The sequence below is a fragment of the Caulobacter sp. GW821-FHT12F03 genome (assembly GCF_058806855.1).
In genome coordinates, this window is the sequence record NZ_JBXAQC010000003.1 from 1 (window position 1) to 18,465 (window position 18,465).

Below are 18,465 nucleotides of genomic sequence, written 5' to 3' on the forward strand. Positions count from 1 at the left end.
GGGGTGACCCGGGCCGGCGGCGCGGGCGGCGCCGGCGGCGCGCGCGGCGTGCGGATGACGATCACGCCGCGGCAGGCCTTGACCCGCAGGCCGGCCGGCAACCGGGTCCGCTCGTCGCCGCAGGCATCGTCGAGCTGCTCCTGCCGCAGGCCCCGCGCGCCGGTCAGCACCGCGCCGATGAGCACCGCGCCGTCCAGGTCCGCGCCCCGGAAATCCGCGCCCTCGAAGCTGGCGCCGGTGAGGATCGCCCGCTCCAGCGAAGCGCCCTTGAACGAGGCCCCGTCGAAGCGCGAGTCGCTGAGGATCGCGCCGTCCAGTTCGGCCGAGGCGAAGTTCGCCCCCTGGCCATTGACGTGCAGCAGCCGGGCGCGCGGCAGCTCCGCGCCGTCGAGCCGCGCCTGGGTCAGGTTGGCGAACATCAGGTTGGCCCCGGGCAGCTCGGCCCCGGTCAGGGTCGCGCCGGCGAAATTGGCCCGCATGAAGTTGACGGCCGGCCCTTCCAGGCCGTCCAGCCGGGCGCCGCCGAAGTCCGCGGCGCTGAAGTCGCTGCCGGCGATCATCGCGCCGCGCAGGTCGGCGCCGTTGAGGCGGGCGCGCTGGAAATTCGAGCCCATGAAGGTCGCGCCGCGCAGGTCGCTGCCGACAAAGCTGGCGTCGGCGAAGGCCGCGCCGGCGAACTTGGCCCCGGTCAGCCGGCGTCCGGAAAGATCGCATTTGCCGCAGGCGCCGCCGAAGGAGACCAGACGGGCGACGTCACGGTCGTCCGTCACGGCGCTGGCGTGTCCGACCAGGCCGAGGCTGGCGAGGACGAGACTGGAAAAGGCGATCGCGAAACGGGTCATGGACCGTCGGGGTCTGCGGCTCTGCGGGAGCCTGTTCGCTATCGGGTTTGCCGCGCCAAGGCCAGCAAGACCACTTAAATCGCGGTAATGACTTGGGTTTAACGACAGGCGGGGATGCGCAGGCCGGCTGGCAGGGTGGTCGCCTCGTCCCCGCAGGCGCGATTCAGTTGGCCCTGGGTCAGGCCGGTCGCCCGGCTCATCTCGGCGCCGGAGAAGTTGGCGCCGGCCAGGGTCGCGCCCCGGAAGGCGGCCCCCTGCAGAAAGGCGCCGACGAAGGTGGCGTTGGTCAGGTTGGCCCCGGCGAAGCTCGCGCTGGAGAACACCCCGCCATAGGCGTTGACGTCGCGCAGGTCCGCGCCCGCGAAGCTGGTCCGGTTCATCACCGACAGGCTGAGGTCGGCCTGGCGCAGCCGCGAGCCCGACAGGTTCAGGCCCTTGAGCGTGCGGTTCGACAGCTCGGCCTGGAACAGGTTGCAGCGCGGGCAGCTGGCGCCGCCCTGAACGCGCGCGATCTGGCCCGCGTCCTGTGCGAGCGCAGGCGTGGCGGCGAGAGCGGCCAGCAGGCCAAGGGCGGCGAAGGGTCTCATCACGGCACGGATGCTCCGTTGGACGTCGGATTTCCCTTAACCGTGCAAGCTTAAGACCAGATGACCTGACGAAGGGGCCAGGGGTTAGGGGTTAGCCGAGGGTAGGCGCGGCCTCAGCGGCGTGCGCTGTTCGAACCTAGCCCCTAGCCCCTAGTCCCTAGCTGGCCCCGCACGCCCCGCAGACGCCGCCGATGACGGCGAGGTCGCCGCAGGCCGGGCAGACGCCGGCCGCGCGCTGCTGCAGTTCGTCGGACAGTTCGGCCTTGCGGCCGCTGAACGGCAGGAAGACCAGATTGTCCGGCGCCGAGCCGCGCGCGAAGCCCTTCGAGATGAACTTCGAGGCCGGCTGGGGCTCTTCCTGGAAGGCGAGGGCGGCGTCGTCGGCCTTGCCGCGGCCGAGGCCGTCGGCGTTGAGGGCTTCGCCCTCGGCATTGGCGAGGTCGTGGCGGCCGAGATAGCTGACGCCCAGCTCGCGGAACACATAGTCGAGGATCGAGGTCGCGGACTTGACCGAGTCATTGCCCGTCACCGGCCCGGCCGGTTCGAAGCGGGTGAACACGAAGGCGTCGACGAACTCGTCCAGCGGCACGCCGTACTGCAGGCCGATCGAGATGGCGATGGCGAAGTTGTTCATCAGGCTGCGGAAGGCGGCGCCTTCCTTGTGCATGTCGATGAAGATCTCGCCGAGCTCGCCGTCGTCGTACTCGCCGGTGTGCAGATAGACCTTGTGACCGCCCACGGCCGCCTTCTGGATGTAGCCCTTGCGGCGATCGGGCAGCTTGCGGCGCGCGCGTTCGATCTCGACCTCGACGCGGCGCTCGACGATGCGCTCCTCGATGATGGTCTCGGGGCGCGCGGCCTTCGGAGCTTCCGGCTCGGGGAGGGCGAGGGCGAAACCCGCCGGGGCCGCCTCCCGACGGACGTGGACCGCGCCGACGCCCGACGCCGCGCCAAGGGCGACCGCCGCGAGGGCGTCGGCCGGCGTCGCGTCGAACGGCAGGGTGATGTCGGTCAGGCCGGGCTGGTCGGCGACGACCTCGACGGCGGCGGCCATGGCCAGCCGGTCGGCGAGGGATGGCGGGGCGAACACGGCCTGCTGGCCGGCGTCCAGCGCCGCGTGGCCGGTCAGGGCGCCTGCGCCCAGGGCGTGACGCTCGGCGGCGGCGATCTGGTCGGCCGAGAAGCCGGCGAAGCCCAGGGTGTCGAAGGCCGCGTCCTGCAGCGCCTCGGCCGGCGCGCCGAGCACGTCGCAGACGAAGCCGGCGCCGAGGATGGCCGGGGTGAAGGCCTGGGCCAGGCCGGTGACGAACGGCAGGTGGCTTTCGGCCGCGCTGATCTCATGGTCGGTCAGGCCGAGCGCGTGCAGTTCGGCGTGACCGACGCCGGGCGCATCCTCCAGCGTGCCGGCGCCGAGCGCATAGAGCCGGGCGGCGTCCAGATCGGCGCCGAGGGTGGTCAGGCCGCGCAGCGCCGCGTCGGACAGCACGGGGATAATCTCGCCGTCGGCGGTCTCGGCGTTGACGACCACGCCGGGGACCGGCGCGGCGCCGAGGCTGACGCCGCCGAGGCGGAGGGACAGGTCGGCGTCGCCGAACGGTGCCACCGTCAGGCGGGGAAGGTCCGGCGTCTCGGCGTCCAGCGCGCGGGCGGCCTCGACCGCCAGGCGCCAGAGGCTGGCCGCGGCGTCGCGGGCCGCGTCGGTCGACCAGGCGAGACCTCCTGCCATCAGCCGCTCGGCGACGCCGGCCAGGGTCAGGCGGGGCGTCTCGCCGGCCTCGACGGACAGTTTCAGGGCGAGGCCCGCGACGCGCACGGCGGCGGTCAGGTCGTCCGGGCCGAGGTCGCCGACATGGACCGCCGCGCAGGGGCCGGCCGCGTGGTCGCGCAGCCGTTCCGCGGTCGTCGCGTCGCGGGCCAGCGCCAGCCGGCCGGTGCGCCAGGCCAGCATCGCCGCCCGCGATGGGTCCGCGCCGGCCGCGGCGATGGCCAGCATCAGCGGCGGCGGGGCGAGCTCGAGCAGGGCGTGGCCGGCGTCCTCGCCGACGAAGCCCAGCGCGATGGCGTCGGCGATGGCCGCGTCATCGGCGCCGGCGAGGCGAGCGGCGTGGGCGGCGCGGGCGAGGGCCGGATTGCCGGCCGGGTCGGCGCAGGCGGCCGGATCCCCCTCGCAGCGGCGCACGGCGTCGGAAATGGCGTTGAGCCGAAGGGCCAGGGTCTCGGCTGACCGCTCGGCGAGGCCTTGTCCGAGGCATTCGGCCGCCAGCCGGTCGGCGGCGACGCGGAAGGCCGGCTCGCCGACCGAGAGCAGCGGGCCGTCGGCGAAGATCTGGCGGGCGCGGCCGAAGGCGGCGATCCCGCCCAGCAGGACGGCGGTCAACTCCGCCTCGAAGGCCAGCAGGTCAGGGCGGCGATCGAGAATCTTGCGCTGGGCCGCGCGGGCGGTGAGGGCGTTGGTGAAGTGGGCGGGGCCGCCGGCCAGCAGGGCCGCGCCGTCACGGTCCCGGTCGGCGGCGTGCGGGGCGATGGACTCGGCCCAGTCCAGCCAGGCCTCGACCCGGGCGCTGGTCCATCCGCGCGGCGCCAGCACGCCGGTGAGGGCGTCCGCCGTCTCGACCGTACGAAGCTCGACTTCCGGCGCGGCGACCTTTGCCAGCCGCTTGGCGAAACGCATCGACCCGACTCTCCACTGCACCCTGGCGCAAGGCTAAAGAGCAGGTCGGGCAGGGGCAATAGATATGGCGTGTCGCGGGCCGGTCATCCACAAGATGTTGCGTCGCGGGGCGTCGGCGGAGCGCTGGACGCGGCCGGTGCGCCCCGCTATGGTCCGCCCGACCTCAAACCCTTGTCTTCAGCGGATTTGCGCGTGCTCAAAGCGATCTTCACCTGGTGGAACGGCGCCACGATCGGCCAGAAGTTCCACATCGGCCGCCGCGGCGTGTTTGTCGGCCAGGACGAACTGGGCAACCGCTACTTCGAGGCCAGGGACAACCGCGACAGCTACGACAACCGCAAGCGCCGCTGGGTGATCTACAACGGCTACGCCGAGGCCTCGAAGGTGCCGCCCGACTGGCACGGCTGGCTGCGCTACACCTTCGACGAGCCGCCGACCATCGATCCGCTGCCCCGCCGGTCGTGGGAAAAGGACCACCGTCCCAACCTGACCGGCACCGTCCACGCCTGGCGGCCCAAGGGCTCGATCGCCCAGGGCGGCGAGCGCGACCGCGCCACCGGCGACTACCTGCCCTGGACGCCCGAGTAGCGTCCCGATGCGGCTGACCCTTCCCCTGCTGGCGGCGCTGTCCCTCGCGGGCGCGGCCGGGCTCGTTCAGGCGCGTCAGGCGACGCCGCCCGGGCCCCCGACCGCGCCGCCGCCCGCCGCGACCCCCGGGGCCGAGGCGCCGCCGGCCTCGGAAGAGCCGCCGCCCGGACTGCAGGTTCCGCCGCCCAAGACCGAGACCGCGCCGACCACGGCCGAGACCCCGGCCACCAGCAGCAAGCCCAAGTCGCAAGCCGTCGAGAAGCCGGCCGATCCGACGCGTCGCACCCGCTCCGGCGCGGCCATCATCCAGGCGATCGACAAGGTCACCGCCGAGACGCTGCGCTTCGAGGCGCCGATCGGCCAGCCGATCCGCTACAAGACCCTCGTGTTCACCGTGCGCGCCTGTGAGACCACGGCCCCGGACGAGGATACGCCGGACTCGATGGCCTACATGACCATCGACTCGCAGCCCAAGTCGCTGACCGGCCGCGCGCCGCCGCCGCCAAAGCAGGTGTTCCGCGGGTGGATGTCGGCCGCCTCGCCGGGCCTCAACCCGTTGCAGCACCCGGTCTACGACGCCTGGCTGATCGCCTGCAGGGCGCCTTGACCTGACTCGCTGAAGCGGTAGAAGTCGGCTTCCACCGCCAGCGCCTCCGCCAGTTTCCGGCGATAGGCCGCGCGCGGAATCTCGACGGCGCCGAACTGCGCCAGATGCTCGGTCATGAACTGGGTGTCGAGCAGCCGGTAGCCGCCGACGATCAGCCGGCCGACCAGATGCACCAGCGCCACCTTGCTGGCGTCGCGGGCCGTGCTGAACATGCTCTCGCCGAAGAAGGCGCCGCCCAGTGACACGCCGTAGAGGCCGCCGACCAGCGCGCCGTCCAGCCGGCATTCGACGCTGTGGGCCCGCCCGGCCCGGTGCAGCGCCTCGTAGAGCCGCTGGATGGGATGGTTGATCCAGGTTTCAGGTCGGCCCGGCCGCGAGGCGGCGCAGGCCTCGACCACGCCGGCGAAGTCGGTGTCGACGCTGACCAGGAAGCGGCCGGACCGCACCGTGCGGGCCAGCCGCGAAGAGACGTGGAAGCCGTCCAGCGGGATCACGCCGCGTCGCTGCGGATCGATCAGGAAGACCCGCTCGTCCTCGCGGGCGTCGGCCATCGGGAAGACGCCGCGCCGGTAGCAGGCGACGAGCTCTTCAAGGTCGAAGGCGTCGTCGGCCACTGGACCCGGCTACCCTTGGGCTTTGATCCACTGTTCTAGCCAGTGGATGTTGTAGTCGCCGTTGCGGATGTCTTCCTGCTGCAGAAGGTCCTGGAACAGCGGGATCGTCGTGTCGACGCCGCTGACGACCATCTCGTTCAGGCAGCGCTGGGTACGGGCGATGCACTCGGCGCGGTCGCGGCCGTGGACGATCAGCTTGCCGATCAGGCTGTCGTAGTAGGGCGGGATCGAATAGCCGTCGTAGAGGGCGCTATCGAGCCGCACGCCGAGGCCGCCGGGGGCGTGGAAGCCGTTGATGGTGCCGGGCGACGGCGCGAAGGTGCGGGCGTTCTCGGCGTTGATGCGGCACTCGATGGCGTGGCCTTCGAAGACAACGTCGTCCTGGGTAAAGCTGAGCGGCAGGCCGGCGGCGATGCGGATCTGTTCGCGGACCAGGTCGATGCCGGTGATGGCCTCGGTGACCGGGTGCTCGACCTGCAGGCGGGTGTTCATCTCGATGAAGAAGAATTCGCCCTTTTCCCACAGGAACTCGATCGTGCCGACGCCGAGGTAGCCGATGGCCCGGATGGCGTCGACGACCACCTTGCCGATGGCGGAGCGTTCGGCCGGCGTCAGGGCCGGGGAGGGGGCTTCTTCCAGCACCTTCTGGTGGCGACGCTGCAGCGAGCAGTCGCGTTCGCCCAGATGGACCACGTTGCCGAAGCTGTCGGCGATGACCTGCAGCTCGATATGGCGCGGGGTCTGGAGGTAGCGCTCCATGTAGACGGCGTCGTCGCCGAAGGCCGCGCGGGCCTCGCCCTGGGCCGTGGCGACGGCCTCGGACAGGTCTTCACGGGTCTCGGCGACCTTCATGCCGCGTCCGCCGCCGCCGGCGGCGGCCTTGATCAGCACCGGGAAGCCGATCTTGTCGGCCGCCTCGAAGGCCTGCTCCTCGGTGGTCAGGGCCCCATCGGAGCCCGGCACCACGGGGATGCCGGCGGCCATGACCGCCTGCTTGGCGGTGATCTTGTCGCCCATCATCCGGATGTGTTCCGGCTTGGGGCCGATGAAGGTGTAGCCGTGCGCGCCGACGATCTCGGCGAAGCGGGCGTTCTCCGACAGGAAGCCGTAGCCGGGATGAACCGCCTGGGCCCCGGTGATCTCGCAGGCGGCGATGATCGAGGGGATGTTCAGGTAGCTCTTCGCCGCAGGAGCCGGGCCGATGCAGACGCTTTCGTCGGCCAGGCGGACCCACATGCCGTTGGCGTCGGCCTCGGAGTGGACCGCCACGGTGGCGATGCCCATCTCCTTGCAGGCGCGGTGAACCCGCAGGGCGATTTCGCCGCGGTTGGCGATCAGGATCTTGTCGAACACGGCTCTGGCCTACTCGATGATCGCCAGCGGCTCGCCGAACTCGACGGGCTGGGCGTCGGACACCAGGATCTCGACGATCTTGCCGGCCTTCGGAGCCGGGATCGGGTTCATGGTCTTCATGGCTTCGACGATCAGCAGGGTCTGGCCCTGGGTGACGGTCTGGCCAACCTTGACGAACGGGTCGGAGCCGGGGGTCGGCTGCAGATAGATGGTGCCGACCATCGGCGACTTGATCGTCTCGCCGTTGTGCGTCGGGGCGGCCGGGGCGGCGTCAGCCACGGGCGCGGGCGCGGGCGCGGCGGCGACGGGCGCAGGGGCGGCGGCCATGGCCACCGGCGCCGGGGCATGGACCATGGCGCTCACCGGCGCGGACATCGTCACCTCGCGCGCGACGCGGATTTTCAGACCGCCGCGCTCGACCTCGATCTCGGTCAGATCGGTGTCGCGCAGGATGTCGGCGAGCTTGCGCACGACGCGGGTGTCGATGGCCTGGTGATCGCCGGACTCGGGAGCGGCCTTGGGAGTGGACATGAAGCGTTACCTTGTCTGCGGATCAGGCCGAGGCGCCGGGGGCGCCGATCAGGCCGGCGGCGGCCTCGACCGCCAGTTCGTAGCTGTTGGCCCCGAAGCCCGAAACGATTCCGGTGGCGGCCAGCGACACGTAGGTCTTCCTGCGAAACGTCTCACGCGCCGCCGGGTTCGACAGATGACATTCGATGATCGGTATATCGAGAGTCTTCAGCGCGTCGAGCAGGGCCACGGAAGTGTGACCATAGCCCGCGGGGTTGATGACGAGGGCGCACGCCTCGGTCCGGGCCTGCTGGACCCAGTCGATGAGCTCGCCCTCGTGGTTGGATTGCCGGAACACGATCGAGTAGCCGAGGCCTTTCGCCCGGGCTTCGCAGCGGGCCTGGATATCGGCCAGCGTCTCTCGTCCGTAGATCTCAGGCTCACGGACCCCCAGAAGATTGAGGTTGGGTCCGCTCAGCACATGGATCGGTTTCGCCATCAGGCCCCGCCGTCGTTTCGGCGGCCCTTGTATCTTCGCCGGGCCGGGGTCACAAGCTGCAGCGTCATGCGCGTGTATATCAATGGCGAACTGCGGGAAGTCGAGGCGGTCGCGACCGTCGCCGATCTCGTGGCCGCGCTGGGTCTTGAGACCCGCAAGGTGGCCGTCGAACAGAACCTCGAGATCGTCCCGCGCGGCCTGCACGCGGCCACCCCGGTGCACGAGGGCGACCGATTCGAGATCGTCACCTTCATCGGCGGTGGGTGATCAGGTCCGGCCGTCGCCGATCCTGCGGTAGGCGATGAACACGCCAAGCGCCGGAAGCACCATGCCCAGCCACAGCACCAGGGCGAGCACCATGCCCCGGTCGAACAGCGGCTGGCCGGCCTGATGACTAAGGCCGGCGGGCAGAATCACGACGGCCGAGAAGGTCACCAGCGCTGCGAGGACGATCCGGGCCGCCAGCCGGACGTCGCCCCTGAGCCGGGCTTCCACCAGCCACACGGCGGCGCCCACGACATAGAGGGGCGCCAGCGCCTGTAGGCCGGGCATGGCGCGGGCGATGAGAATCCGCGGGGCGTCGCCCGACCGGAAGGCCGCGATCATCTCCGACCAGCTGTCGAACGACACCATCAACAGCCAGGCCAGACATCCCACGGCGATCGTCACGCCGATCGTCGCCCTGCCGAGCGCCCGGAGAGCGCGCTCCGACAGGCGCGCCCTGAAGAACCGGGAAGCCAGCTCCAGCAAAACCACGACGGCCACCATCGCGGCCACGAAGGCGCCCTGGAAAATCGCCTCGCGCCCTGGGTCGTTCGATTTGGCGATCCGTTCCGCCACGATGATCATGGGCAGCGCCAGCCACAGATAGCGCAGCAGCCACGCCCCAAGGACCTTCAACGTCTTCACGAACGCCTTCACGGCGACCTCCGAAGCCTGTGCAACCGCAGGCTAGCGTCATGCGGATTGGAGGCCAAGGGCTTCCGACGGGTGGCCGGCAGGCGTGACCTAGCGCGAAATACGCCGGTTTTCCGTCAGTTTTCAAACAGCTGTATTCGGCGAATTTCAAATAATCGCTTGTCGGACAGGCGTTTTCGTGAGACCCCGAATAAATCGAAGTTCGATCTGGCGCGGCCAGCCGTTTCGGAACCTCATCACGAGGTGACCGGAGTAGCCTTCCAAAACCTCTGAGAATACGATCAGGCAGCCGCATCTCGCGGGCTGAAATTTATGTCTACAAGGCTACAAACTATGGCTACCGGTACTGTTAAGTGGTTCAACGCGACCAAGGGCTTCGGCTTCATCGCGCCTGACGCGGGCGGCGGCGACGTGTTCGTCCACATCTCGGCGGTTGAGCGTTCGTCGCTCGGCTCCATCCATGAAGGTCAGAAGCTCAACTATGAGCTCGAGCGCGACCAGCGCAGCGGCAAGACGTCCGCTGGCCAGCTGACGTCGGCCGACTGAGGCTTTCAGCTTCATTCAGTTACGGATGACGGGTCGGCTCACGCCGGCCCGTTTTCTTTTGTGCCCCTGTCATGGAACCCTTCGTGCTACTGTGCGCGACGCTCCTGAAGGGAGCCCTGCCGGCGACTCGCCCATCCGCCGTCCTGCCCGACCAGTGCCCCGTCATTCATGGGGCTGCGGGGGAAAAAGGCGACGATCATGAGCATCTCCAACCGTCCGGTCCCCAAGCACGACACGATCCTGCTGCTGCGCAGCGCCATCGCCGAGGCCGGCGACAACGGGTCCGACCTGTCGGCCATGACCCTGCACCTGACCCATCGCGACGCGGCCCTGCTCAAGCGCAGCCCGACCGTGGCCATGGAAGAGATCAGCTTCGTCGGCGGCGAGATGCGCTTCCTCGGCGTGAAGGTCGATGTCGGCCAGGTGACGGTCAGCGCCCTCGGGGCTTAGGTTGCGGCGCTCCTCCCCCAGCGGGGGAGGGGGGACCATGCCCCCGGAACGCGCAGCGCGCGCCCGAGGATAAACTCCACATGGTGAAGGGGGCCATCCAGTGCGCAGCCCCCTCAGTCAGGCCTCCGGCCTGACAGCTCCCCCGGCGGGGGAGCATCCTTTCATGTACAGCTGTCAGGCCTGGTCCGAATACCGGACCTGGAACTCGGCGCCGTCGTCCTCGACGTTTTCGAGGGTGACCGGCGTGAGGACGCCGTTGTCCTGGGTGAGGGTGGCCTCGCCGCCTTCGAGATCCTCCACCATGCCGGCGAAGTCCCCGTCGAGCGATCCGCTGGCGACCTGACGGTCGCCGTCGGCGTAGAGGTCCATCTGGTAGCCCACGGCGATCGTGCGGCCGGCGGCCAGCAGGCTTCCGTCGCCGCGCAGCGTTTTCAGCAGTTTGAGCGAACGCTTCCCGCGACGGGAGCCGAAGCCCTGACCCTTGGCGGTTTTCGGCGGTTCTGGCTTGTCAGACGGCGGCAATCGGATCTCCCGGACGCAGCGGGCCGACGGGCGCACGACGAGCCCCCATTATGCGCCGCCGGGAGCGGTCCGGCCAGCGCTAACGGTCACACCCGGCGCCGTGCTCCCCGGTGCAGGGCGGCAAACGTCGCGGCGGCCAGGGTTCCGCACTTCCAGGCGCTGTCGCGGTTGTCGGCCATGCCGCTGGCGGTGACCACCGCGTCCAGGTCCATCAGCGCCCACAACCAGCGGTCGGCTTCCGGCTGGACGACGATGGCGTAGCCGGTCTCGGCGGGCGCGGGCTGCTGCATGGTGGATCTCCCTGTTTGCCCGATGCTGGACCGGCCGCGGGCAGCGGTGAGGGAGGGGATGTGGAGATGGGGTGCAGGGAAGGGGTTAGGGGCTAGGGGATAGGGGATAGGGGCTAGGGAGTAGGGGCTAGGGGCTAGGGGCTAGCAAGGGACATGCGCAGGCGAAGTCCCCAGTCATCTCTAACCCCTAAACCCCTAGCCCCTAATCCCTAGCCCCTACTCCCTAGCTCCTGGCCCCTGGTCCCCAGGCCTCAGCCACCCACCTCCGCCACCGGCAGCACCACCTCGAACCGCGCGCCGCCGGCGGAGGGGGCGAGGGTGATCCGGCCGTGGCTGGCGGCCAGCAGGGAGCGGGCGATGGGCAGGCCGAGGCCCGTGCCGCCGGCCGCGCGACGGCTGGTGAAGAAGGGCTCGAACAGGCGGTCGCGGTCGGCCTCCGCCACGCCCGGGCCGTCGTCGGACACGGTCAGGGTCACCGCCGCGGCGTCGGCCGTCGCCGAGACCCAGGCCCGGGTCGCCCCGATGAGGCGGCTGTTTTCCAGCAGCACCGTCAGCACCGTCTCGATCGCCTCGGCCGGGACGGCCACGGCGGGCAGGGCGTCGGGCAGGCTGGCCTCGATGGCCAGGGTCGAGCCGCCGAGCGCGTCGACCATGCGATGGACGATCTCGCCGACCTCCACGGCCTGGCCCGTGCCCGGCTGGGCCATGTCGGCCCGGGCCAGATCGAGCAGCCGGGTGACCAGCTGGGTCAGGCGGGCGTTGTCGGCGGCGATGTTGGCGAGGAAGCGGGCGCGCTCCTCCGGCTTCATCGTCTCGCCGTGGTCCTGCAGCAGCTCGACGGCCCCGCCGATGCCGGCCAGCGGCGTCTTGAACTCGTGGCTGACGGCGGCGGCGAAGTCGCGCAGGTAGCGGGACCGGCGGGCGATGGCCTCGGCCATGGCGCGGAAGTCCTCGTACAGCTGGCGGATCTCGATGGCCGCGGTCGCCGGGGTGTCGGGGATGTCGCCGACCCCGGCGGCCACGTCGCGCGAGGCGCGGCTGAGGGCCATGATCGGCCGGGTGATGCCGCCGGCGATCAGGCCCGACAGCAGCACCAGGATCAGGATCAGCCCGGCCAGGCCGGCGAGGAACTTGCCACGGTCCTCGTAGAGCCCGCCGAACAGCGCGCGGGGCGAGCGCGACAGCAGCAGCACGCCCTCGACCCTGCCGTCGACGACGATCGGCCGGGTATGGTGCAGGCGGATGCCCGAGGCGCGGCTGAGCCACTCGAACGAGTAGCGCGGGCGGTAGTCGGACTGGCGGCGCAGCACCGTGCGGGTCTCGCCGCGCAGGGCGGCGGCGACCTCCGGCAGTCGGCGCAGGCTGCCGCCCCGGCCGAGGCCCTGGACGACCACGCCGTTGCGGTCGAGCACGACGACCGAGGCGAGGGTCGTGCGGGTGGTCTCGTCGATCACCCGCCGCAGGGCCGGCAGCGCCGCCACGGCGGCCGGATCGGCCGGCGGGCCGCCGCGGGCCGCCGCAGGCCGCGCCGGCAGCACCGGCGAGCGGCTGAGGTCGATGGTCGTGTGCTCGGGGGTGTAGTAGCCGGGCGCGGTCTTGTCCGGCGGCGCGGCCGGCGGCGTCGCGCCGGGCCAGAGGGCGGCGGCGGCGGCGGTCAGGGCGGCGCCCTGGGACACGAGCTCGACCTCGGTCTGGCGCACCAGGGTGTTCTCGTAAACGCGCAGGAACACCGCCCCGGCGACGGGCAGGGCGGCCACGCCCAGCAGCACCGACAGCAGGATGGTCCGCAGCTTCAGCCGCGGCCAGACCCGTTTGACGACGGTGCGGACCGTCGCGATCACGAGGCCTGGCCGGTGCAGGCTCCCAACCGGTAGCCGACGCCCGCGCGCGTCTCGATCACATCGTGGCCGCCGAGCGCGGTGAACTTGCCGCGCAGGTTGCGCACATGGCTGTCGATGGTCCGGTCGGTGATGGCGAAGCCCGGACCATGCAGCCGGTCGATGATGGCGTCGCGGCTGAACACCTTGGTCGGGGTGGAGGCGAGGGTGCGCAGGATGCCGAACTCGGTGACCGTAAGGGCCGCCTCGCGGTCGTCCCACAGGGCGGTCCAGCCGTCGGTGTTGAGGGTCAGCCGGCCGCGCACGATGGCCGCCTCGTCGTCGCCGGCGGCAGCCGGGGCGGCCCGGCCGCCGGCGCGGCGCAGGATCGCCTGGACCCGCGCGGTGACCTCGCGGGGGCTGAACGGCTTGACCACATAGTCGTCGGCCCCGAGCTCGATGCCCAGCACCCGGTCGATCTCGTCGTCGCGCGAGGACAGGAACAGGATCGGCAGGTCGCCCTGGGCCCGCAGCCGGCGACAGACCTCCAGCCCGTTCAGGCGCGGCATGTTGATGTCGAGGATGACCAGGTCCGGCACGTTGGCGGCGACCGCGGCAAGGGCCGCCTCGCCGTCCTCGGCCTCGCGCGCTTCCAGACCCGCCTTGGTCAGGGCGAAGGCCAGCAGCTGGCGGATGTGGGGGTCGTCATCGACGATCAGGATCGAACGGGTCATGGCCGCATCATCCGCCGACGCCGCGCCGGGTCAACGGGGGAGGGGTGCAGGGGGCGAACGGCTGTGATGCAGATTTGGTGCAGATGCGTCCGCGTTCTTCTCGCCGGGCCCGACACGTCGTAAACCGCCGCCATGACCGAGACCCTGACCCCCGCCGCCGACAGCTGGACCGTCGCCGGCCGCACCTTCACCTCGCGCCTGATCGTCGGCACCGGGAAGTACAAGGACTACGCCACCAACGCCGCCGCCGCCGAGGCGGCCGGGGCCGAGATCGTCACCGTGGCCGTGCGCCGGGTGAACATCTCCGACCCCAGCCAGCCGCTGCTGATGGACTATGTTCGGCCGGACCGCTTCACCTACCTGCCCAACACCGCCGGCTGTTTCACCGGCGAGGAGGCGGTGCGGACCCTGCGTCTGGCGCGTGAGGCCGGCGACTGGTCGCTGGTCAAGCTCGAGGTGCTGAGCGACCCCAAGACCCTCTACCCGGACATGGAAGAGACGCTCAAGGCGTTGAAACTGCTGGTGAAGGAGGGCTTTGATGTCATGGTCTACTGCACCGATGACATCGTCTACGCCCGCAAGCTGGAGGAGGCCGGCGCCGCCGCCATCATGCCGCTGGGCGCGCCGATCGGCTCGGGCCTCGGCATCCAGAACAAGGTCAACATCCGGCTGATCGTCGAGCAGTCGAAGGTGCCGGTGCTGGTCGACGCCGGGGTCGGCACGGCCTCGGACGCGACCATCGGCATGGAGCTGGGCTGCGACGGCATCCTGATGAACACCGCCATCGCCGAGGCCAGGGACCCGATCCGCATGGCCCGCGCCATGAAGTACGCCGTGATGGCCGGGCGGGACTCCTACCTCGCCGGCCGCATGGCCCGCCGGATGTACGCCGACCCGAGTTCGCCGCTGGCGGGGCTGATCTAGAGTCGCGGTTTGTCCCGTGATGTCCCGGGATTATCGGTCCGCAGAGTCCCGTTCTTTGGATTGCGCCCGGTCTGACCTCTGCTAGCCTCCGGTCAGCACAGGGGTCTCACATGCGTATTGGACTGTTCGCCGGCGTCGCCGTAGCGGGATTCGTCATCGGTCTCGCCGAGCCGTCGCGATCGGCCGACGAGCAGGTCATCGACGCCCTGACCGTGTCGACGATCTGCGGCAACGAGGCCGACAGTTCCGGCGGGTCGGCGCCGGCCGTGGCCGAGGCGCCGCCGAAGCTGCTTCCGGGCTTCGGCAACGGCGGCTTCACGATCAGCACCGGCAATGCCGAGGCCCAGCGGTGGTTCAGCTACGGCGTCCAGCTGGCCCAGGCCTTCGCCCACGACGACGCCAAGGCCGCCTTCAAGGAGGCCGCGCGGCTGGATCCGGCCTGCGCGATGTGCGTCTGGGGCCAGGCCTTCGCCGAGGGGCCGACGATCAACTACGGCATCAGCGCGGACGAGCGGGCCAGGGCCCTGACGCTGGCGATCAAGGCGCAGCAACTGGGAAGCGCGGCGACCGCGAAGGAGAAGCGGCTGCTGGCCGCCATGGTCCGGCGCTACCAGCGCGCCGGCGGCGACGCGGCCTTCGCCGCCGAGATGGTGGCGACCGCCGCGACCTGGCCCGACGACGACGCGCTGCAGGTGCTGGCCGCCGAAGCGCTGATGGACACAGGCAAGACGGCGCGGGTGCGCGAAGCCGATGCGCTGCTCGAACGGGTGCTGGCGCGCACGCCCGACCATGTCGGCGCGATCCACTTCTACATCCACTCCAGCGAATGGATCGGCGTGGGCGGCAAGGCCGAACCCTATGCCGACAAGCTGGGCCGGCTGGCGCCGGCGGCCAGCCACCTGATCCACATGCCGTCGCACACCTATTACCGGGTCGGACGCTACCGGGAGGCGGGCCGGGTCAACCTGGCGGCCATCGCCGTCGACACCCAGCGGATGAAGGCCGACGGGGCGACGACCGGCTGGAAGATCCCCTACTACGGCCACAACGTGCGCTTCGCCGTCGGCGGGGCGATGATGGCCGGCGACGCCGAGGCGGCACTGTCGATCGCCGATCTCTACACCGGCGTGCCGGCCGAGATGGCCGAGAAGCAGCCGTGGATGCAGGCCAGCGCCGGCGCCGGCTGGTTCGCGCGGGGCCGCTACGGCGATCCCGACCAGGTGCTGGCCATGGCCGGGCCGGGCGACCGGCTGCCGCTGGTGCGGGCCATGTGGCGCTACGGCCGGGGGGAGGCGCTGGCGCGCAAGGGCGACGCCAGGGGCGTGCTGGCCGAGGCCGCGGCCCTGACCCCGACGGCCAAGGAGATGGCCGGCTACAAGGGCGGCGGCGCGACCGTGCCGACGCTGGTGCTGATCGCCCGGGAAACCCTGCTGGGCCGGGCGGCCATGCTCGAAGGCCGCTACGGTGACGCCGCGGCGGCGTTCCGCAAGGCGGCGGCGAAGCAGGAGAAGGTGTTCGGCTTCGGCGGCGACCCGCCGATCTGGTGGTATCCGGCGCGGCGCAGCCTGGCGGCCGCCCTGCTGGCCGGCGGCAAGCCCGATCAGGCGCTGGCCGAGGCCAACGCCGTGCTGGCCAAGTGGCCGAAGGATCCGATGACCCTGGTGGTGCTGTCGCGGGCCGAGGCGGCGCTGGGCCACCAGGCCGCGGCGGCCGACGCCCTGGCGCGCGCGAAGGCGGGCTGGAGCGGCGCGGCCGTCGAGGGCCTGAGCCTCAGCGGGATCTAGCTGGCGGTTCCGGCCGGCGGGCGCGGCGCGGCCGAGGTCTGCTGGGCCCCGCCTGGCTTGCGCCGCAGTTCCGCGGCGATGGCGGCCTTCAGGGCCTCCGGATCGGCGCCGGGGATCAGGGTGTCGCCGACGATGAAGGCCGGCGTGCCCTCGATGGCCAGGCCATTAGCGATGGCATGCACGTCCTGCAGATAGCGTTTGCGCGCGGCGCTGGCCTGTTCGGCGCGGGCGGCGGCCGGCGTGATGCCGTGGGCGGCCATGATCCGCGCGGCGACGGCGTCGTTGAGCGGCTTGGCGGCCATGAAGTCGCGGTGCAGGGCGATGTACTGCTCGGGCGTCGTGGCCAGGGCGGCCGCGGCGGCGGCGAACTCGCTGGTCTCGCCGAAGATGACCATGTCCTTGAACACGAAGCGGACCTGCGGGTGGGTGCGGGCCAGTTCGAGGACCTGCGGCGCGACCAGCTTGCAGTAGCCGCAGTTGTAGTCGAACAGCTCGACGACGGTGATCTTGCCGTCCGGATTGAGCACGCGGTCGCGCGGGTCGTTTTCAAGCTGCGTGCGGTAGGCGCCGAGCGACTCGCGCGCCTGCTTGGTCTTGAGCGCGTTGCTGACCTCGATGAGGATCTCGGGATTGGCCAGCAGATAGGCGCGGACCTTCTGGCCGAACGCCGGATCGACTTTCGCCTCGGGGCGGGGCCCGCAGGACGCCGTCAGCAGGGCGAGGGCGGCGATCAGCAACAGGCGCATCAGGAGAACTCCGGCGGGTCAGGCGGTGCAGATGGGGCGAACCTCGCCGCCCGTCAACGACGGGAAGCGGACCCCTCGTCGGACAGGGCGCGCATATCCTGGTCGGAGGGGTTGGAGGCCATGACGATGTCGGTCGCCCGCAACCACTCGACCGAGCTGCGGTCGAACATCTCGCGGGCGCGGACCGCGAAGTTGCGCGATTCCCCGAGGGCTCCCATGGCGAAGTACTGCTCGGCCGTGGCCAGCCGGGCCAGGCCCTCGTCGCCGCGCGCCTCGTAGGCCATCGCCAGCAGACGCCAGGCTTCGGCGTTGTCGGTTTCGAGCAGGGTCACGCGCTTGAGCTCGGCGATGCCTTCGTCGCGCTTCTTCGCGTCGTTGAGGTTGATCAGGGTCTGGCCGAGGTTGATGCGCAGCAGGGCGGCGTCCGGCTTCAGCGCGACCGACCTGCGCTGCGGCTCCTCGGCCTCGGCCACGCGGCCGAACTCAAACAGGATCTGGCCCTTGAGCTCCCAGAGGTAGGGATTGTTCGGCTGGTCGACGAGCATGGCGTCGATCAGCTTCAGGGCCCGGTCCGGGTCCTTGGTCTGGTAGTAGGCGATGGCCCGGGCGTAGCGGGCCGGATAGCTGGTGTCGCTTTCCTTGTATTTGGTCAGCGAGACCTGGGGATTCACGAAGCCATCGATCTTGGCCTTCATGATCTGGAATTCGAGGATGTCTTCAGGTTTGTCGACGGCGCCGTAGCTCGGCTGGGCCTCGACGCGGCTGCGCAGCAGCTCGATGCGCTGCGACGACAGCGGGTGGCTGCGGAAGTAGGGGAAGCGGCGGTCCTGGGAGAAGACCTCCTGGTAGCGGAACTTGTCGAAGAACTCGACCAGGCCCTTGCCCGACTGGCCGGTCTTCTCGAGGAAGCCGACCGCGGCCTGGTCGGCGCGGCCTTCCTGCTCGCGGCTGTAGCCCAGCGCCCCGAGGGCGCCGAAATACTGCGAGTTGGCCAGCAGCATCGCCCCGGCGTCCGGCGCGCCGGCGAACAGCGCCAGCACGCCCAGCCCCATGGTCAGCAGCATCGGCTTGATGCCGGCCCGGGTCAGTTCGCCCGAGCGGATCGGGTGGCCGCCGGCGATGTGGCCGGTCTCGTGGGCGATGACGCCCTTGAGCTCGTTGGGATTTTCGGCCTCGAGGATCAGGCCGGTGTGCAGACCCAGTTGCTGACCCTGGGTGGCGAAGGCGTTCAGCGTCGGGTCGCCGATCAGGAGGATGCGGACATCCTCCGGGTGCAGGCCCGCGGCGCGGAAGATCGGGTCAGCCTCGTGGTGGAGGATTTCCTCGATTTCCGTGTCGCGCAGCAGGGTCGGACCGCGCTGGGCCGACTGGGCCCAGGCCGGGGCGACCTGGGTCATCATCACCGCCGTCATGGCGGTGATGACGCCCAGGGTCCTCAAAGGCTTCCGGATCGGGGAGGTCAT

Annotated in this window: 21 protein-coding genes; 7 read left to right on the forward strand and 14 right to left on the reverse strand. The window is 70.8% G+C overall.

Annotation, left to right across the window (positions count from 1 at the left end):
- The 3 genes from AC1RN0_RS08530 to AC1RN0_RS08540 all read right to left on the reverse strand — a co-directional run.
- The coding region (locus AC1RN0_RS08530) for a pentapeptide repeat-containing protein (protein WP_492787018.1) at positions 1 to 842 on the reverse strand (842 nt) is incomplete at its 3' end.
- A gap of 98 nt (positions 843 to 940) precedes the next feature.
- Positions 941 to 1,429: a pentapeptide repeat-containing protein gene (locus tag AC1RN0_RS08535; RefSeq protein ID WP_492787500.1), complete on the reverse strand. Its 489-nt coding sequence runs from the start codon at positions 1,427 to 1,429 to the stop codon at positions 941 to 943.
- A gap of 157 nt (positions 1,430 to 1,586) precedes the next feature.
- The gene (locus AC1RN0_RS08540; protein ID WP_492787019.1) at positions 1,587 to 4,100 is read right to left on the reverse strand and encodes a TSCPD domain-containing protein; all 2,514 of its coding nucleotides are present in this window, start codon (positions 4,098 to 4,100) and stop codon (positions 1,587 to 1,589) included.
- A 192-nt stretch (positions 4,101 to 4,292) separates the two neighbouring features.
- Here AC1RN0_RS08540 and AC1RN0_RS08545 point away from each other — a divergent pair, with 192 nt between their 5' ends.
- Both AC1RN0_RS08545 and AC1RN0_RS08550 read left to right on the forward strand, forming a co-directional pair.
- Complete coding sequence (locus tag AC1RN0_RS08545; protein WP_492787020.1) at positions 4,293 to 4,688, forward strand: NADH:ubiquinone oxidoreductase subunit NDUFA12; 396 nt, start codon at positions 4,293 to 4,295, stop codon at positions 4,686 to 4,688.
- Positions 4,689 to 4,695: 7 nt separating this feature from the next.
- Positions 4,696 to 5,295, forward strand: a complete 600-nt coding sequence (locus AC1RN0_RS08550; protein WP_492787021.1) for a DUF2155 domain-containing protein — start codon at positions 4,696 to 4,698, stop codon at positions 5,293 to 5,295.
- Here the strand turns inward: AC1RN0_RS08550 and aat are convergent.
- Genes aat through AC1RN0_RS08570 form a run of 4 tightly spaced genes read right to left on the reverse strand, consistent with a single transcriptional unit; the run spans position 5,259 to position 8,271 of the window.
- Positions 5,259 to 5,909: a leucyl/phenylalanyl-tRNA--protein transferase gene (gene aat, locus AC1RN0_RS08555; RefSeq protein ID WP_492787022.1), complete on the reverse strand. Its 651-nt coding sequence runs from the start codon at positions 5,907 to 5,909 to the stop codon at positions 5,259 to 5,261. The genes AC1RN0_RS08550 and aat overlap by 37 nt on opposite strands.
- A gap of 9 nt (positions 5,910 to 5,918) precedes the next feature.
- Positions 5,919 to 7,262, reverse strand: a complete 1,344-nt coding sequence (accC, locus tag AC1RN0_RS08560) for an acetyl-CoA carboxylase biotin carboxylase subunit (RefSeq protein WP_492787023.1) — start codon at positions 7,260 to 7,262, stop codon at positions 5,919 to 5,921.
- 9 nt (positions 7,263 to 7,271) lie between these two features.
- Positions 7,272 to 7,793: an acetyl-CoA carboxylase biotin carboxyl carrier protein gene (gene accB / locus AC1RN0_RS08565; protein ID WP_492787024.1), complete on the reverse strand. Its 522-nt coding sequence runs from the start codon at positions 7,791 to 7,793 to the stop codon at positions 7,272 to 7,274.
- A 22-nt stretch (positions 7,794 to 7,815) separates the two neighbouring features.
- Positions 7,816 to 8,271, reverse strand: a complete 456-nt coding sequence (locus AC1RN0_RS08570; RefSeq protein WP_492787025.1) for a type II 3-dehydroquinate dehydratase — start codon at positions 8,269 to 8,271, stop codon at positions 7,816 to 7,818.
- Positions 8,272 to 8,337: 66 nt separating this feature from the next.
- Between AC1RN0_RS08570 and thiS the strand changes: the two genes are divergently transcribed.
- On the forward strand, positions 8,338 to 8,538 hold the full coding sequence (gene thiS / locus AC1RN0_RS08575) for a sulfur carrier protein ThiS (RefSeq protein WP_492787026.1): 201 nt from the start codon (positions 8,338 to 8,340) through the stop codon (positions 8,536 to 8,538).
- On the opposite strand, the gene AC1RN0_RS08580 is transcribed toward thiS, so the two are convergent.
- Complete coding sequence (locus tag AC1RN0_RS08580; protein ID WP_492787027.1) at positions 8,539 to 9,192, reverse strand: hypothetical protein; 654 nt, start codon at positions 9,190 to 9,192, stop codon at positions 8,539 to 8,541. It abuts the gene before it with no gap.
- Between the two features lie 330 nt (positions 9,193 to 9,522).
- Between AC1RN0_RS08580 and AC1RN0_RS08585 the strand changes: the two genes are divergently transcribed.
- Both AC1RN0_RS08585 and AC1RN0_RS08590 read left to right on the forward strand, forming a co-directional pair.
- The gene (locus tag AC1RN0_RS08585) at positions 9,523 to 9,735 is read left to right on the forward strand and encodes a cold-shock protein (RefSeq protein WP_488900339.1); all 213 of its coding nucleotides are present in this window, start codon (positions 9,523 to 9,525) and stop codon (positions 9,733 to 9,735) included.
- 198 nt (positions 9,736 to 9,933) lie between these two features.
- Positions 9,934 to 10,185: a hypothetical protein gene (locus AC1RN0_RS08590; protein WP_492787028.1), complete on the forward strand. Its 252-nt coding sequence runs from the start codon at positions 9,934 to 9,936 to the stop codon at positions 10,183 to 10,185.
- Between the two features lie 174 nt (positions 10,186 to 10,359).
- Here the strand turns inward: AC1RN0_RS08590 and AC1RN0_RS08595 are convergent, their stop codons facing one another.
- The 4 genes from AC1RN0_RS08595 to AC1RN0_RS08610 all read right to left on the reverse strand — a co-directional run bounded on the left by AC1RN0_RS08595 (position 10,360) and on the right by AC1RN0_RS08610 (position 13,548).
- Positions 10,360 to 10,707, reverse strand: coding sequence for a hypothetical protein (locus AC1RN0_RS08595; RefSeq protein ID WP_492787029.1), 348 nt, complete (start codon positions 10,705 to 10,707; stop codon positions 10,360 to 10,362).
- An 86-nt stretch (positions 10,708 to 10,793) separates the two neighbouring features.
- Positions 10,794 to 10,997 carry a hypothetical protein gene (locus tag AC1RN0_RS08600; RefSeq protein WP_492787030.1) on the reverse strand — a complete coding sequence of 68 codons (204 nt, stop codon included), beginning with the start codon at positions 10,995 to 10,997 and terminating at the stop codon, positions 10,794 to 10,796.
- Between the two features lie 251 nt (positions 10,998 to 11,248).
- Entirely contained in the window at positions 11,249 to 12,838 is a 1,590-nt protein-coding gene (locus AC1RN0_RS08605; RefSeq protein ID WP_492787031.1) for a sensor histidine kinase, read from the reverse strand.
- Positions 12,835 to 13,548, reverse strand: coding sequence for a response regulator transcription factor (locus tag AC1RN0_RS08610; protein WP_492787032.1), 714 nt, complete (start codon positions 13,546 to 13,548; stop codon positions 12,835 to 12,837). The genes AC1RN0_RS08605 and AC1RN0_RS08610 overlap by 4 nt, the downstream gene beginning before the upstream one ends.
- A gap of 132 nt (positions 13,549 to 13,680) precedes the next feature.
- On the opposite strand from AC1RN0_RS08610, the gene AC1RN0_RS08615 reads away from it, so the two are divergent.
- Together AC1RN0_RS08615 and AC1RN0_RS08620 are read left to right on the forward strand one after the other, a co-directional pair.
- On the forward strand, positions 13,681 to 14,472 hold the full coding sequence (locus AC1RN0_RS08615) for a thiazole synthase (RefSeq protein ID WP_492787033.1): 792 nt from the start codon (positions 13,681 to 13,683) through the stop codon (positions 14,470 to 14,472).
- A 110-nt stretch (positions 14,473 to 14,582) separates the two neighbouring features.
- Positions 14,583 to 16,256 carry a hypothetical protein gene (locus AC1RN0_RS08620; RefSeq protein WP_492787034.1) on the forward strand — a complete coding sequence of 558 codons (1,674 nt, stop codon included), beginning with the start codon at positions 14,583 to 14,585 and terminating at the stop codon, positions 16,254 to 16,256.
- Here AC1RN0_RS08620 and AC1RN0_RS08625 read toward each other — a convergent pair.
- Complete coding sequence (locus AC1RN0_RS08625) at positions 16,253 to 17,002, reverse strand: DsbA family protein (RefSeq protein ID WP_492787035.1); 750 nt, start codon at positions 17,000 to 17,002, stop codon at positions 16,253 to 16,255. The genes AC1RN0_RS08620 and AC1RN0_RS08625 overlap by 4 nt on opposite strands.
- Before the next feature lie 53 nt (positions 17,003 to 17,055).
- On the reverse strand, positions 17,056 to 18,465 hold the full coding sequence (locus tag AC1RN0_RS08630) for a M48 family metalloprotease (protein WP_492787036.1): 1,410 nt from the start codon (positions 18,463 to 18,465) through the stop codon (positions 17,056 to 17,058).

What these genes read in the sequence shown, in the direction of transcription:
- AC1RN0_RS08535 (WP_492787500.1), bottom strand. Translation starts at nt 1,429, where the DNA reads ATGAGACCCTTCGCCGCCCTTGGCCTGCTGGCCGCTCTCGCCGCCACG.
- AC1RN0_RS08540 (WP_492787019.1), bottom strand. Translation starts at nt 4,100, where the DNA reads ATGCGTTTCGCCAAGCGGCTGGCAAAGGTCGCCGCGCCGGAAGTCGAG.
- AC1RN0_RS08550 (WP_492787021.1), top strand. Translation starts at nt 4,696, where the DNA reads ATGCGGCTGACCCTTCCCCTGCTGGCGGCGCTGTCCCTCGCGGGCGCG.
- accB (WP_492787024.1), bottom strand. Translation starts at nt 7,793, where the DNA reads ATGTCCACTCCCAAGGCCGCTCCCGAGTCCGGCGATCACCAGGCCATC.
- AC1RN0_RS08570 (WP_492787025.1), bottom strand. Translation starts at nt 8,271, where the DNA reads ATGGCGAAACCGATCCATGTGCTGAGCGGACCCAACCTCAATCTTCTG.
- thiS (WP_492787026.1), top strand. Translation starts at nt 8,338, where the DNA reads ATGCGCGTGTATATCAATGGCGAACTGCGGGAAGTCGAGGCGGTCGCG.
- AC1RN0_RS08585 (WP_488900339.1), top strand. Translation starts at nt 9,523, where the DNA reads ATGGCTACCGGTACTGTTAAGTGGTTCAACGCGACCAAGGGCTTCGGC.
- AC1RN0_RS08590 (WP_492787028.1), top strand. Translation starts at nt 9,934, where the DNA reads ATGAGCATCTCCAACCGTCCGGTCCCCAAGCACGACACGATCCTGCTG.
- AC1RN0_RS08600 (WP_492787030.1), bottom strand. Translation starts at nt 10,997, where the DNA reads ATGCAGCAGCCCGCGCCCGCCGAGACCGGCTACGCCATCGTCGTCCAG.
- AC1RN0_RS08610 (WP_492787032.1), bottom strand. Translation starts at nt 13,548, where the DNA reads ATGACCCGTTCGATCCTGATCGTCGATGACGACCCCCACATCCGCCAG.
- AC1RN0_RS08615 (WP_492787033.1), top strand. Translation starts at nt 13,681, where the DNA reads ATGACCGAGACCCTGACCCCCGCCGCCGACAGCTGGACCGTCGCCGGC.
- AC1RN0_RS08620 (WP_492787034.1), top strand. Translation starts at nt 14,583, where the DNA reads ATGCGTATTGGACTGTTCGCCGGCGTCGCCGTAGCGGGATTCGTCATC.
- AC1RN0_RS08625 (WP_492787035.1), bottom strand. Translation starts at nt 17,002, where the DNA reads ATGCGCCTGTTGCTGATCGCCGCCCTCGCCCTGCTGACGGCGTCCTGC.
- AC1RN0_RS08630 (WP_492787036.1), bottom strand. Translation starts at nt 18,465, where the DNA reads ATGACCTCCCCGATCCGGAAGCCTTTGAGGACCCTGGGCGTCATCACC.